This is a genomic window from Pseudomonas sp. MF08817 (genome assembly GCF_059862705.1).
Window position 1 is genome coordinate 19,071 of record NZ_JCBCUY010000047.1, and the last position, 13,728, is coordinate 32,798.

The window sequence follows — 13,728 nt, forward strand, 5'->3', positions numbered from 1 at the left end:
GCCCTCAGAACTGGAAGTAAAGGAACGGCGAAAAGCTTTGCGCCGAGAGTTTCAGGATGGAGGCGATAAACAGCAGCAGCACCAGGGCACGCAGGGCATAGCGGGGCCAGTCGAGGGTGATGCTGTGTCCCTGAGCGACCTGCGCTTGTGGGCGCGAGCCTGCTCGCGACAGCGCTGCCAGCGAGGTGGCGGCCGCCCCATCGTGAGCAGGGCTCGCTCCCACCGGTTGGGGTTGGCCTGGGCGGTCGCGATAAAAGTCACGCAGGCCGAAGAACGCCAGGGTGGCGTAGGCCAATACCAGGGTGGCCACTTGCAGGCCGGTGAGGCTGGCGCGGTTGAGTTCCGAGAGTTGCCAGTCACCGAAGCTGAACATGGCGCCGTACATGCGCCCGGCCACGTGCAGGTTTTCGGCGCGGAAGATCACCCAGCCCATCACCACCAGCAGGAAGGTCAGGGCCCAGCGCACGGGGTTGAAACTACGCGCCGTGGTGTTCAGGCCGATGGCCTTTTCAATCGCCAGCCACAGGCCGTGCCACGCGCCCCAGACGATGTAGGTGATGTTGGCGCCGTGCCACAAACCGCCCAGGAGCATGGTCAAAAACAGGTTGCGGTAGGTGGTGAGGGTGCCTTTGCGGTTGCCGCCCAGGGTGATGTAGAGGTAGTCGCGCAGCCAGGTGGACAGGCTGATGTGCCAGCGCCGCCAGAACTCGGTGATGGACTGGCTGATGTAGGGTTGCTTGAAGTTTTCCATGAAGCGAAAACCCATCATCAGGCCCAGGCCGATGGCCATGTCGCTGTAGCCGCTGAAGTCGAAGTACAGCTGCGCGGTGTAGGCCAGGGCGCCGAGCCAGGCGTCGCCCGTGGTGGGGTTTTGCAGGGCGAAGCAGTGGTCGGCGACCACCGCCAGGGTGTCGGCGATGAACACCTTCTTGATGAAACCCTGCATGAACCGCGTGCAGCCCTCGGAGAATTTATCCAGGGTGTGGGTGCGGTGGTTGAACTGCTCGGCCAGGTCGCGAAAGCGCAGCACGGGGCCTGCGATCAGGTGCGGGAAGATCGCCACGAACGCCGCGAAATCGATGAGGTTACGCGTGGCCGGAGTGTCGCCGCGGTACACGTCGATGATGTAGCTGATGGACTCGAACACGTAGAACGAGATGCCGATGGGCAGCAGCACGTGGGTGAGGATAAAGGGCTCCAGGCCCACCGAGGTCATCATGGCGTTGATGCTCTCGACGCCGAAGTTGGCGTACTTGAAGTAGCCGAGGATGCCCAGGTCCACCACCACCCCCAGCAACAGCCAGCGCTGCGCCGGTTTGGTGCGCACCCCGGCGGCGCCCACCTTGAGGCCGATCCAGTAGTTCCACAGGGTGACGCCGATGAACAGCGCCAGGAAGTCCACCCGCCACCAGGCATAGAACACGTAGCTGGCCATCAGCAGCAGCAGGTTGCGGTAGCGTTGCCCGCTCAAGTAGTACAAGCCGAGGAAAATCGGCAAGAACAAAAACAGGAACACATTGGATGAAAACACCATCCCGATCTCTCCGTGTGTAGCCAACAGTAAGGGCCAACGGCCCCCCCAAACCCCCCGGTGGAAACTGGGGGGGCGATCAATTCATGCCTTGCCCGCCACCTTTGGGCGCGAGCCTGGGTCGGTGGGAGCGAGCCTGCTCGCGATCTCAGGCTGTGCCGCCGTCATCGCGAGCGGGCTCGCTCCCACAGGGGTTCAAGTGCCTTTGCGTGGGTCATACACCTGGGTCAAGTCGCCGCCGAGGCGGAAGGTCTTGAACGGCTGCATCTGCCGCTTGCGCGCCAGCACGTCCGGCGCGCAGGTGTAGAGGCTGCAGAAGGGTTCGAGCCAGGCGAATTTGGCCTCGACCTTGAGGTCGCTCAGGTCCTGTTTTTTGCCGCTGCGGGCCTGGAAGTCGTCGGCGTCTTGAACCCCGGCCAACACCCGCTCGCCGAGGCGTTTGAGGGCGTCGTGGTTTTCGTTGCGCAGGTCCACACCGTTGGCCTGGGCGAAACTGGCGATCATCGCCAAGGGCGGCAAGGCGTAGTTGTGGTAGGCCAGGGCGCGTTGCTGGCGCTTGAGTTCGTTGGGCAAATAGCCCTGGGCGTCGACCTGGTTGGCGCCGACTTTGTATTGCTTGACCGCCCAGTCGAACAGGTCGCGGCGGTCGGTGGCGATGGCGCTGGCCATCACCGACCACGCGGCCCAGTACGAATGGTTGTTGGTTTTTTCCAGGGGCAGGTTGTCCCAGTCGCGCACCACTTGCTCGGCCATGTTCGCGAACCAGGCCTCGATCTGCCGGGCTTGCGGTTCGTGGCGGGCCAAGGGCCTGGACTCGGAAAACTTCAGGCGGATATAGGCCGAGGCCATGCTGCCCAAGGCCCATTTGCGCATGGATTTGCCGGTGTGGTTGAAGTCCTTGGACATCAGCGCATCGGCCCCGGCCCACGCGGTGAGCCAGTCCAGGGTGCATTGCAACTGCTCGGGGCGGCCGTCGCGCATGAACTGCATCACCTGTTTGCTCACGCCCCGCTCCAGGGTGGTGATGTTCGCAGTGCTGTCGCGGAAGGCCTTCTCCGACTGGCTATTGAGGGTGGCGCGGGCCTTGTCCGAGCCTTCGTATTTGCTGCGAAATTGCAGGGCGCCGGTGTAGGGCGCGGGGATGGCGCCGCAGTCGGAGGTGTAGTCGCCGGTCTTGAAGGTTTCCACCGGGGCGAAGTAGCCCAGGGGCGGGCGCAGCGCGGCATCCGCTGCGCCGGCGAACAGAGCCAGGCCCAGCAGGGCCGGGGTGAACAAACGGGTAAATGGGCTGTGCATAAGTAACCTCATGGCGCCAGTTGGGCGGTGCGTTGCCCGGCGCTGGGGAAGGTGTTGCGTTGGCAAACCCGGGCCTGGATTTTCTGCCCCTGGGCACCGGCCTCGGGGCCTTGCACCTCGACGGCGAGCAGGGTCTGGGCGGCCCAGTCTTCGTCGGTGCGTAGCTCGAAGGCGAAGCGCCCGTCGGTGTCGGCGGTGTCGGGTTTGTCGAGCTTGATGTCCTCGTGGCGGCCGTTCATGTACCAGAGGGTGGCTTGCAGGGTTTTCACCGAGGGGTCGGCGAAGCGGATATCGACCTGGTGGTTGCCGTTGCGCAGGTCCAGGTTGCGGCTGTTGACCAGCAGTTCGTTCTTGCCCGGCTTAAGGGTTTTGTTGGCGCTCATTTGCGCCGGTTTGCCTTCGCAGCCGTTGTCCAGCAGGGCCATCATTTGCCGGTAGGTGGTTTCCTGGTCGAGGCGGTACAGGGGCGAGAATTCCCAGATCAGGATTTTCGGCGGGTTGTTCTGGAATTCTTCGCTGCCCAGGTACTGGATCATCGAGCCTTCCAGGCCCCCGCCGGGGAACGCGACGTTGAGGATGTCGGCGCCGATGGCCTCTTGCAGGAAACCGGCGAAGTTGTAGTTCTTGCCGCTGTGGCTGGTGCCCACCAGGGTGATCTGTGCCTGGGCGCTGTCGCCGAACAGGTCGCCGTCGCCGGCCTCGCCCTTGGGCTCGGTGGTGAATTGGTCCATGTACTGGATGGCGTAACTGGTGCCGCACAGTTGCCCGGCCATGTTGTGCAGGGTGCCGGTCTTGCCCATGCGCCCGGTTTTTTTGGTTTCGAATGCGCGCTGGGGAATGTCGGCGAATTGCGGCAGTTGCTTGACCTTGGCGGCGACGATTTTCGCCGTGCGCTGGGCGCCGTAGGGGGTCCAGTGCTGGTCGCCACGAAAGTAGAAGTCGTGGGCCGGCAGGGTCTCGGGCAGGCGTTCGTCGGCCAGGGGCGAGAGGTCGGGCACCACGTAGCCCATGGCGGCGAAGCGCCCGAGCATGCCTTGGTAATTGCGCAGCGCTTTATCGAAATCAAAGCGTGCCTGCTCGGCGGGGTTGAGCTTGCTGCGGTTCACCAGGCCCCGGGTGGGTTGGTAGACCAGCACCAGTTCCACGCCTTTGCTCTTGAACGCGTCGTGCAATTGCTGGAGGCGCTTGTAGCCGGCGGCGCTGGTGTCGAACTCGGTGCGCAGGTCTTCCTGGGTGCGGAACAGCCAGTCGCCCTGGGCTTGCACCAGGGTGGTGAAGTTCTGCTGGTAGCGGGTGGTGTAGTTTTTCGCGTCGTGGGCGGCTGGGCACAGGTTGCAGCACGGCTCGGCGCTGAAGACCGGGGCCGCGGGCTGGTCGGCGCGGGCAGTGCCGGCGGCGAGCAGGCCCAGGGTCAGGCCCGAAAGGCCCAGCAGGGTTTTGATGTGGGGCTTCATGGCGGGCGTCCTCATGGCTGCAAAGGGGTCTGGCGTTCAACGGGGTCGATCAGCACGGCTTTGCGTTGGCGCACCAGCAGGTCGAGGATTTCGTCCTGGCGCTCGCCCAGGATGCCGTTGAAGCTGATGCCACTGGATTTGGTCGGCGCCAGCATCGAGACGCGGTACAGCTCGATGCTCAGCGGCGAGTCGATGGACAGCGGGCCGCTGCCGTTGCCGGCCAGCTCGCCGCCCACCAGGATCAGCGAAACCTGGGCGTCGAAGGGGTCGAGTTCGATGTTGCGGTCGGTGTCGCTCAAATCCTTGATGTGGCCGTATACGCCGGTCAGGCCGTTGGCCATGGCGAGGTTTTCGTAGAGGCGGATGTTGACGCTGTTGCGCACGCGGATGCCGTGGCGGCGGTTGCTGATGACCTTGTTGCCCCACAGCAGGTTGTTGCCGCTCTCGTAGAGGGTGATGCCGTCGGTGTGGTTGCGGTAGATGTGGTTGTCGGCGATCAGGTTGTTGACGCTGTTGCGGTCGATCACCAGGCCCGAGAGTTGGTTGTCGTAGCTGCGGTTGTTGAAGATGAAGCTGTCGTTGACCTCACGGGAAATGATGATGCCGTGCTTCTTTTTTGTGCCATGCACGGTGTTGTCGGCGATCACCAGGCCATGGGAACGGTCGTGGGGGTCGATGCCGTAGACGATGTTGTCGCGGTAGGTGCTGCCCTTGATGACGAAGCCTTGGGTTTCGTAGCAGTAGAAGCCGTACCACATGTCGGAGAACTCGGAATCGATGATCCAGCCCGTGGGCTCCTTGCGCTTGAGCACCTTGGCCATGTTGGGCGTGTACTGGGAAATGCTCACCCCGTAGGACTTGCTGTTGGCATAGCCGAAACTGGCCATCTGGCTGTTGACGATGTAGGTCTGGGTGCCGCCCCAGGCCAGCAGGAACGGGCGGAACTCCTTGGCCGAGCGGAAAGTCGCCGGGCCGTTGGCCTGCTCGCGCCACCCGGTGATTTTGCTGTCGCGCACGAACAATTGGCCGTCGTTGACCAGGAACGAACCGGCCTCCTGGGACAGGCGCAGCTCTTGGGTTTGCCCGTCGATTTCCAGGATGCCTTTTTCGCCGACCACGATGGGCAGGCGCGCCAGGTACACGCCGGGGGCGGTTTCGCGCAGGTATTGGCTGGGTACGGCTTTGGCCAGGTCCTTGAGGTTGAGGTAGCCGTCGTCGATGAAAATCGCCTGGGGGATGCCGTGTTGGCGCACCACCCATTCGGCCATTTTGTTGTCGCCGCCGATGAAGTCCTTGAGGGCGTTCTCTTGCATCATCCGGCGCACGCTGGCCTTGCCGCGTTGGCGCCGGTCGACCTTGGCCGCCACCGCGTCGGCGGTGTAGCCGGAGAGGTCCGGCAGCGCGGGTTTGGGCAGGTCCAGCGGCGCGGTCGGGGCGCTGCTGACGGTGTAGGTCTTGGCCTGTTGCAGCTCTTTGGCCAGGGTCGGCGCCTTGGCTTCGACGCTGGCCTGGGCGGTGGCGCCGCACAGCAGCAGGGCGACCAGCAACGGGGCTTTGAAGGCGTGGGGGTTCATCGCACAGGCTCCCATTAGAAGCGCCAGATCACGTCGACAAAGGCGCGGTGCATGTACGAGTCGACGTCCTTGCCGTAGGCATCGCCGGGCTTGAACACGCCACCGCGAAAGCGCACCAGGGCCGCTGGTTCGTCGATGGACTGGCTCAGGGCGGCGGGCAGCAGGCCTTGCTTGAAGTATTTGGTGACCACCAGGTCCACTTCCTGGCCCAGGTCTTTGTTGCCATCGGCCTGGGGCAGGGCGGAGCCGGCAATCCCGGCGTCGCTGTCCACTGCGTTGATGCCGCTGCCGGCCACCGGTTGCTTACCGTCCACGCGCCAGAACTTGTGGTAGACCAGGCTGGCGTCGTAGTCGTCGCGCAGTTGCCAGGAGCCGAACAGGGTGGCGGTTTGCAGGTTGCCGGTTTCGCCACGGAAGGCTTCGCCGAAGCGGTGCACCCGCGAGCGGGTGCCGGTGAAGTTGGAACGGTTGCTTTGCAGGCCGTTCTGCTCGTAGTCGGCACTGGCGCGGGCATAGGCGGCGCCCACTTGCCAGTGTTCGTCCAGGCGCAGGCGCAGGCCCAGGTCGGTGGCCCAGCCGTCGAGGTTGGCGTGGCGCTTGGCGTTGGCCGGGGGGCTGCCGTCGGCGCTCAAGGGGTTGACGCGGTCGCGCTCGCCCTGCATGCCGGTAACGCTGCCCCAGTAATTGACGGTGTTGCTGTTGCGCCAGTTGTAGGCGTCGCTGTTGGCCTCAAGGCCCAACCAGGTGAGGTCGCCGTTCTGTTTTTTGTCCAGGGAATCGGCCGCTTGGCCCGGCACTGGGTAGTCGAGTTGGCCGTCGTCCTGGCTGTGGTGGCCGCGCAGGCCTAGCCAGTGGCCGGGGGTCCATTGGTAGGCAACGTCAGCGTAGAGGTGCAGGCGATCTTCGTCTTGGGGCGAGAGTGCCTTGAGGTCGGTGCGGTATTCGCTGAAGCGCTCGGCGGCGCCGAGGTTGGCGCGCAGCAGGGTGGTGTCGAAGGTCCAGTTCAGCGCTTCGATGTTGGTGTCGCGCCACTGGCCGTCATCGTTGCGCAGGCGTTGGCGGCCGAACTTGAGCTGCTCGCCGGGGTAGGGCGTGAAACCGCTGTAGCCGACCCAGAACTCGCGCAGGGCCAGGTAGTTTTTTTTGCTGCGCCGGTCGCCGTTGTCGGTGGGTTGGCTGGCGTCGGCGCTGGCTTGTTGCAGGGTGTCGGTTTCGATGATGTCGCTGGCGGCCACAGCCTGGCCCATGGCGTAGGCGCTCCAGTGACCGCGCTCGCCGTACAGCCAGGGGCGCAGGTCCAGGCCGATGCCGTTGACGTCGCCGCCACGGGCGGTGCCCAGGTCGCGGTCGTCTTCGGATTGGCCGGTGATTTTCACTTCCAGGCCGAAGTTCTTGTCTGCGGTCAGTGCCGCCAGGGTCGGGCACGACCACAGCAGGGCGAAGGACAGGCCGAGGCCGGCCTTGACGAATGGGTTGAGCTTCATAGGGGTTCCTCGCCGGCTTCTGCTTGCAGGGCGTGCAGGGGCAGGGCGGCCGGGCTGATGGCGGCGCGGGCGGCCTGTTCCTGTTGCAGCAGGCGTTGGGCCTGGGCCCGTTGGGCGGGCGGTAATTGGGCGTCGAGTTGCTGGGCCAGCTCATGGGCCTGGGGGCTGTCCTGGGTTTTGGCCAGTTGGCTGAAGACGTAGGCGTTGACCGGGTCGGGCCGGGTGCCTTTGCCCTGGGAAAAGAGCTGGGCGAGGGCGAAATCGGCGCTGTTCTGGCCGTTGCGCGCGGCGGTCAATAGATGGTCGAGGGCCTTTTGCGGGTAGACCTGGCCCAGGTACCCACGGCGGTAGATCTGGCCCAGGTAATAGTCGGCGGCTACCTCGCGGCCCACGGCTTTTTGCAGGTGCGCTTCGGCCACCTGGGCGTCGGCGGGCAGCACTTTGCCTTCGTAGTAGAGCTTGCCCAGCAGCAGTTCGGCGCGGGGCTGGTCGGCGGCGCGGCCGTTGTCCAGGTACTGGAGCAGGGTGTCGGTGTCGCCCAGTTCGGGGAAGTCGTAGAGCAATTGGGCGAGGCTGACCCACGCGGCCGGGTAGCCGGGGGCGATGCCTTCGAGCAGGCCTTGGGCGGTTTTGCCGTCGGGTTGGCCGAGGCTGGCGTCGCCCAGCACCCGGGCCACGCTGTCCACCCGTTGCGCAGTGACGGTGCCGCGGGCATGGGCCGCTTGCAGCTGTTTAATCAGCTCGGCCTGTTGCTCGGGCTGGGCCTTTTTCTGGTAGACGGTGGCCAGTTCGACGTAGCAGATGTCGGTGCTGGCCAGCGCCGCGGTGCAGATGGCTTGGACTTCGTCCAGGTGCTGGTCGTAGCTGCCCTGGGTGCGGTAGAGCAGCACCTGGGCCAGGCCCGCTTCGGGGTAGCCGGCGTCGCGCCATTGGCTGATTTGCTGCTGGGCATCGACGTCGGGGAAGCTTGTAGGGTGTTGCAGGTAGAGCATGGCCAGGGCCAGGCGCGTGTTGCCTTCGCCGGCGGCGGCGGCTTTTTTCAGCAGGGTTTGCGCTTCGCGGTGTTCGGCGGCGCTGGCGCCGGGTTTGGCGGCCAGCAGGCGCCCGAGGCGGGCCTGGGCGCGGGGCGAAACCGGGGCGGCGGCGCGGTAGGTGGCTTCGGCCTGCTGGAGTTGGGCCGGGTCACGGCTGTCGACCTGGATATCGGCCAAGCCGACTTGGGCTTCGCTGTAGCCCAGGTCGGCCAGTTGCCGGTAGTTCTGCGCCGCCAGCGCGGTGTCGCCGCGCTTGAGGGCTTCGTTGGCCAGGCGCTGGTCGGGCAGGCCGGCGCAACCGGCCAGGGCCAGGGCCAGGGCGCAGAGGGCGAGGCCGCTGCTGCGGGGGCGAGCCTGTGTGGGGGCCGGACCGGTCGGGGCGGTGCCGCGCTGCGAAAGCTTCGCCAGGGTTTGCCAGGCAAACCGCGTGGCCTGTATCGCGGGCAGGCCCGCTCCCACAGAGGTTTGTGTCCACAGGGATGAGGGTGAAGTGGTCATGGCCATGTCCTCCCTCAGAGCCCGGCGGCCATGGCTTTGTCGATCAGCCAGTTCATCGACGGGCCGCGGTCGCTGCGCACGTCCACCGGTTGGCCGGCCAGGGCGCTGTCGAGGGGGGCGTCGGGTTTGATCTGGACGCGGATGTCGGAGGCCAGGTCGGCGCTGTTGAGGCTGGTGCTGCTGACGATGGTGCCGCGACGCACGTCATCTTCGCCGGCGACCTGGAAGTTGACCTGGGTGCCGGGGCGCACGTCGGCGAACTGGCGGTAGGTGAAGCGTGCTTCCACGTTGGCCTGGCTATGGCGCGGCACCAGTTGGAAGATCACGTCGCCCTTGCTGGCGTACTGGCCGTCGGCGACCCGTTGCTGGGTGACGACGCAGTCGCAGGGCGAGGTGAGGGTGCCGGTCATTTGCTTGCCGAACAGTTCCTCGACCTTGGCCGGTTGCAATTGGTCTTCGTCCAGGTGGCCCTTGAGTACGTCGAGCATGCTGGTGCTGAACGTGGCCAGCGGCGCGCCCTTGGCGGCCATGCCGTCGGCCTTGACCAGGCTTTGCACGGTGCCATCGCGGGGCATGGTCACGTTCATCCCCGGCACGCTCACCAGGCCGGCCTGGGCGTGGCTGACGAAGTACAGGCCGTACACCGATTTGAAAATAAAACCGAACGCCACCAAGCCGACGATGAAGATCCCGGCGCTGAAAACCACGGCGCGCAAACGGCCGAAGACGCTCATGCCGCTGCCGCTGTCCTTGACCTTGCGCGCCTTGGTGAAGTTGTCCCGTTGCAGGGTGGCGAGCACGTCGCCCAGGGTCACGATGTCGCCGGCCAGGTGCGAGGTGATGAGGTGGCGCAGGGTGGCGATGTCTTGCGGTTCGAGGTTCTGGAACTCGCACCCGGTGCGCCCGCTTTGGCGGTCGTAGGAGCGGATCAGCAGTTCGACGTCCATGCCCAGGCCCAGGTTGTCGATGACAAACTGCAAGCGGCCCTTGTGTACCTGGCCCAGGGCCAGGGGTTTACCGGTGCCGGCGTTGAAACACAGGCCGCCGGCGCTGAGGTCTTCGACGCGGGCCATCAGGGGGGTGCCGCTGGCGTCGATAAAGCGCAGTTTCGCCGGGATCTTGACCCGGGCGTGCTGGCGCTGGGCTTCGGATTCGTGGACGACGTTGACGTTGGCGCCGCGGGTGTTGAGTGAGCTGTTCATGGTGCAGGTCCTTGTTGATTCGGGCGGGTCGGGTCAAACCATCATCAGCAGCACGGCGACGAAGATGCTGCCTGCGGAGAAGGTCATGGTTCGCGACGACCAGGTGTTGAACCAGCGCTGGGCGCTTTGCAGGTCGCGGGTCAGTTTGGTGTCCTGGCGGGTCCAGGATTGTTGGTCGAGGCGGAAGAACACGTAGATCTTCACCAGCGCGCCGACGATCTGGTTGTAATAGAGGATCAGCGGGTAGGCCGGGCCGATGCGGTGCCCGGAACAGGCCAGCAGCAGGGTCAGGAGCAGGCGGGTGATGCCGATCCACAGCAGGTAGACGAGGATGAACGCGGTGCCGTACTTGAAGCTGGCGATGATTGCTACCGTCAGGCCCAGGAGGCTGGTCCACATCGACACGCGCTGGTCGAACAGCACCACGCTGGTGAACAGGCCCAGGCGCTTGACCCCCAGGCCCAGGGCGCGGGCGTTCTGGCGCAGGTTGTTGCCGTACCAGCGGAACATCAGTTTGCGGCTGGCCTTGATGAAGCTTTTTTCGGGCGGGTGTTCCACGGTGTGGATGGCCGCGTCAGGCACGTAGAAGGTGTCGTAGCCCAGGCGCATCAGGCTGAACCAACTGGACTTGTCGTCACCGGTGAGAAACTTGAAGCGGCCCAGGCGCCAGTGTTGCAGGGAGTCGCTTTCCACATCGGCGATGAACGCCGGGTCGGTCACCACCCGGGCACGGAACACCGACATGCGCCCGGTCATGGTCAGCACACGCTTGGACAGGGCCATGGAGCACATGTTGATGTGGCGCTGGGCGAAACGCAGTTTGTGCCATTGGCTCATCACGTAGCCGCCGCGCACTTCGCAGAATTCGTTGGTGGTCAGGCCGCCGACATTGCCGAACAACTGGAACCAGGGCACGGTCTTGCGCACCACGCCTTCGGCCAGCACGGTGTCGCCATCGATCACGGCGACCACGGCGCGGTCGTCCGGCAGGTGCCGGGAGATGGCGCGAAAGCCAAAGGCCAGGCCATCGCGCTTGCCGGTGCCGGCGATGCGCACGAAATCCAGTTGCACGCGCTCGGGCGGGTTCATCCGGGCCCACAGGCTTTTGACCAGCAGCTCATCGGACATTTCCACCAGGGAACAGACCACGGTGGTGGGGAAGCCGCAGTCGATGGCTTCGCGGATCACCGAGCTGTAGACCTGGGCGGTGGTCAGGGCGTCGATGCGAAAACTGGTGACCATCAGGAACACATGGGAGGGGTCTGCCGAGGCGCCGAGTTTGCGCACCTTGCGCCGCAGGTGCGGGTAGACCACGTAGAGAAACAGCATGCCGCGAATGAAGTGGGTGGCGCCCATGGAGTAGCGCCAGATCCCCACCGCGCCAATCAGGAAAATGAAGTCGCGCGACTGCGCGTCGAAAATCGACGGCGGCAACAGCGCGGCCAGCCCCATCAACAGGCTCAGGTACAACAGCCAGCCAGCGGCTTGCAGGAAAAATTGATTTAGCTTGGACATAGGCTTTTCCGCAAAAGAGAGAAGGAGCGGCCAGTTGCAAGCGGCCAGTGAACAGCGCTTCACTGGCCGCTTGCCGCTGCTCTTACCAGCAAATTCCTTCAGTGCGGCCGCTGACGCTGGTGGCCTGGTTCATGAAGCCGACCAGGTCGATCACTTGTTTGCCCTGCGGGGCGGTCTGGGCCAGGGCGCGGAATTTCTCGTCGCGGTTGCCCAGGATGATGACGTCGCTGTTGTCGATCACCGAGTCGAAGTCGGCGTTGAGCAGGGATGAGACGTGGGGGATCTTGGATTCGATGTAGTCCTTGTTCGAGCCGTGCATGCGCGCGTATTCGACGTTGCTGTCGTAGATGCTCAGGTCAAAGCCCTTGCCGATGAGCATTTCGGCCAGTTCCACCAGGGGGCTTTCGCGCAGGTCGTCGGTGCCGGCCTTGAAGCTCAGGCCCAGCAGGGCGACGCGGCGTTTGTCGTGGCCGCTGATGATGTCGAAGGCGTTTTGCACCTGGGATTCGTTGCTGCGCATCAGCGAGTTGAGCAGTGGCGCTTCGACGTCCAGGGAGCTGGCGCGGTAGGTGAGGGCGCGCACGTCCTTGGGCAGGCACGAGCCGCCGAAGGCGAAGCCGGGGCGCATGTAGTACTGGGAGAGGTTGAGGGTCTTGTCCTGGCACACCACTTCCATCACTTCACGGCCGTCCACGCCCACGGCCTTAGCGATGTTGCCGATCTCGTTGGCGAAGGTGACCTTGGTGGCGTGCCAGACGTTGCAGGTGTACTTAATCATTTCGGCCACTTCGATGCCCTTGCGGATGATCGGTGCCTTGAGCTCTTCGTACAGGGCTTGCAGCACGTCGCCGCTGGCGCTGTCGAACTCGCCGATGACGGTCATAGGCGGCATGTCGTAGTCCATGATCGCCGTGCTTTCACGCAGGAACTCGGGGTTGACCGCCACGCCGAAATCCACCCCGGCCTTCTTCCCGGAGCAGTCTTCGAGGATCGGGATCACCACGTTTTTCACGGTGCCGGGCAACACGGTGCTGCGCACCACGATGGTGTGGCGGGTGCTCTTGTCACGCAGGACAAAACCGATCTCGCGGCACACGGCTTCGATGTAGTTGAGCTCCAGGTCGCCGTTCTTTTTGCTCGGTGTGCCGACGCAGATCATCGACAGGTCGCTGCCGCGGATGGCCTCGGCGAAGTCGGTGGTGCCCCGCAGGCGGCCGGTGTGAATGCCCAGGGCAAGCAATTCGCCCAGGCCCGGTTCGACGATGGGGGATTTGCCGGCGTTGATGAGGTCGATCTTGTCTTGGGAGATATCCACGCCAATGACTTCATGGCCCCGTGCGGACAAGCAACCGGCACAGACTGCGCCGACGTAACCCAAACCGAATATGCTGATGCGCATCGTATTTACCTCTGTATTAATCACGCCAATTAGATGGCCGGAGTTAATGATTTTGCTGTTGTCGGTGCACTCGAATAACGGGCGAACAGGCGCCGCGATGCACTGTGCGGGCATACAAAGTTCGAGTGGCTAATTAACTGCACTCAAGTTGTGCGCAACTTGGCCTTGTTATAAGGGCTTGCCCTGAAATGTCGCGCACTGCCTTCAGGGGCAGTGCGCGAGCCGCGGTGGCAGGCGTTGGGGCAAGGGATGGGGACCTTGCCGGTGAGCCTGCGCCGGGCTGTTGGGATGAGCTAAGCCGGGGCCTGGTAGGGGATAGTGATGATGCTTATCTCCAGTTCTCGATCCGTTGTTTGAATACTCGACCGGCCAGTCAACGTTTTAATGACAACTTAGTGACAGCGCGGAAGTTGTTGTGTAGGTCATCTCTTACAAATCTTGTGAGAATCGTTACCGGTTGTAGGAGCCGCTTCGGAACACATAGTTCCAGGCCACTCATCTCGATTCTGCGCAATTGGGCGGATATTTAAAAAGATGGCACTAATACTATATTGATAGCATTTGCAGTTTGGCCCCTTAGTTGCGGGGAGTTCAGCGGGGTAGATAGTTATTTGCCCCTGAATTCATAGAATAAGTGCAACGTTTGAAACGATAGGCAGAGAGTCAGCCACCGGTAGAATCCAGGCTCTCACACCGAAGGATTCAAGCGCAGATGACTACGCATTACCGGCAGCTGACTCA

9 protein-coding genes are annotated in these 13,728 nt (G+C 64.0%); all 9 read right to left on the reverse strand.

Going from position 1 to position 13,728, the window contains the following annotated elements; genetic code table 11:
* Nucleotides 1-4 precede the first annotated feature (4 nt).
* Nucleotides 5-1,534: an MBOAT family O-acyltransferase gene (locus tag AC19YR_RS22405; protein WP_500600180.1), complete on the reverse strand. Its 1,530-nt coding sequence runs from the start codon at nucleotides 1,532-1,534 to the stop codon at nucleotides 5-7.
* A gap of 192 nt (nucleotides 1,535-1,726) precedes the next feature.
* On the reverse strand, nucleotides 1,727-2,827 hold the full coding sequence (locus AC19YR_RS22410) for a mannuronate-specific alginate lyase (protein WP_500600182.1): 1,101 nt from the start codon (nucleotides 2,825-2,827) through the stop codon (nucleotides 1,727-1,729).
* 8 nt (nucleotides 2,828-2,835) lie between these two features.
* Complete coding sequence (locus AC19YR_RS22415) at nucleotides 2,836-4,281, reverse strand: alginate O-acetyltransferase (protein WP_500600183.1); 1,446 nt, start codon at nucleotides 4,279-4,281, stop codon at nucleotides 2,836-2,838.
* Nucleotides 4,282-4,292: 11 nt separating this feature from the next.
* Nucleotides 4,293-5,870, reverse strand: coding sequence for a mannuronan 5-epimerase AlgG (algG, locus tag AC19YR_RS22420; protein WP_500600185.1), 1,578 nt, complete (start codon nucleotides 5,868-5,870; stop codon nucleotides 4,293-4,295).
* Nucleotides 5,870-7,339, reverse strand: a complete 1,470-nt coding sequence (locus tag AC19YR_RS22425) for an alginate export family protein (RefSeq protein WP_500600187.1) — start codon at nucleotides 7,337-7,339, stop codon at nucleotides 5,870-5,872. Before AC19YR_RS22425 ends, algG begins: the two co-directional genes overlap by 1 nt.
* Nucleotides 7,336-8,871 carry an alginate biosynthesis TPR repeat lipoprotein AlgK gene (gene algK / locus AC19YR_RS22430; RefSeq protein ID WP_500600189.1) on the reverse strand — a complete coding sequence of 512 codons (1,536 nt, stop codon included), beginning with the start codon at nucleotides 8,869-8,871 and terminating at the stop codon, nucleotides 7,336-7,338. The genes AC19YR_RS22425 and algK overlap by 4 nt, the downstream gene beginning before the upstream one ends.
* A gap of 14 nt (nucleotides 8,872-8,885) precedes the next feature.
* Complete coding sequence (locus tag AC19YR_RS22435) at nucleotides 8,886-10,073, reverse strand: PilZ domain-containing protein (protein ID WP_500600191.1); 1,188 nt, start codon at nucleotides 10,071-10,073, stop codon at nucleotides 8,886-8,888.
* Nucleotides 10,074-10,106: 33 nt separating this feature from the next.
* Nucleotides 10,107-11,588 carry a mannuronan synthase gene (gene alg8 / locus AC19YR_RS22440; RefSeq protein WP_095106159.1) on the reverse strand — a complete coding sequence of 494 codons (1,482 nt, stop codon included), beginning with the start codon at nucleotides 11,586-11,588 and terminating at the stop codon, nucleotides 10,107-10,109.
* A gap of 82 nt (nucleotides 11,589-11,670) precedes the next feature.
* A complete protein-coding gene (locus tag AC19YR_RS22445; RefSeq protein ID WP_095106160.1) occupies nucleotides 11,671-12,987 on the reverse strand; it encodes a nucleotide sugar dehydrogenase in 1,317 nt (438 codons plus the stop codon).
* Between the last annotated feature and the right edge of the window lie 741 nt (nucleotides 12,988-13,728).

Bases quoted from the DNA above. Each gene is read 5' to 3' on its own strand.
- AC19YR_RS22415 (WP_500600183.1), bottom strand. From the start codon at position 4,281: ATGAAGCCCCACATCAAAACCCTGCTGGGCCTTTCGGGCCTGACCCTG.
- AC19YR_RS22445 (WP_095106160.1), bottom strand. From the start codon at position 12,987: ATGCGCATCAGCATATTCGGTTTGGGTTACGTCGGCGCAGTCTGTGCC.
- AC19YR_RS22435 (WP_500600191.1), bottom strand. From the start codon at position 10,073: ATGAACAGCTCACTCAACACCCGCGGCGCCAACGTCAACGTCGTCCAC.
- algK (WP_500600189.1), bottom strand. From the start codon at position 8,871: ATGACCACTTCACCCTCATCCCTGTGGACACAAACCTCTGTGGGAGCG.
- AC19YR_RS22410 (WP_500600182.1), bottom strand. From the start codon at position 2,827: ATGCACAGCCCATTTACCCGTTTGTTCACCCCGGCCCTGCTGGGCCTG.
- AC19YR_RS22405 (WP_500600180.1), bottom strand. From the start codon at position 1,534: ATGGTGTTTTCATCCAATGTGTTCCTGTTTTTGTTCTTGCCGATTTTC.
- AC19YR_RS22425 (WP_500600187.1), bottom strand. From the start codon at position 7,339: ATGAAGCTCAACCCATTCGTCAAGGCCGGCCTCGGCCTGTCCTTCGCC.
- algG (WP_500600185.1), bottom strand. From the start codon at position 5,870: ATGGGAGCCTGTGCGATGAACCCCCACGCCTTCAAAGCCCCGTTGCTG.
- alg8 (WP_095106159.1), bottom strand. From the start codon at position 11,588: ATGTCCAAGCTAAATCAATTTTTCCTGCAAGCCGCTGGCTGGCTGTTG.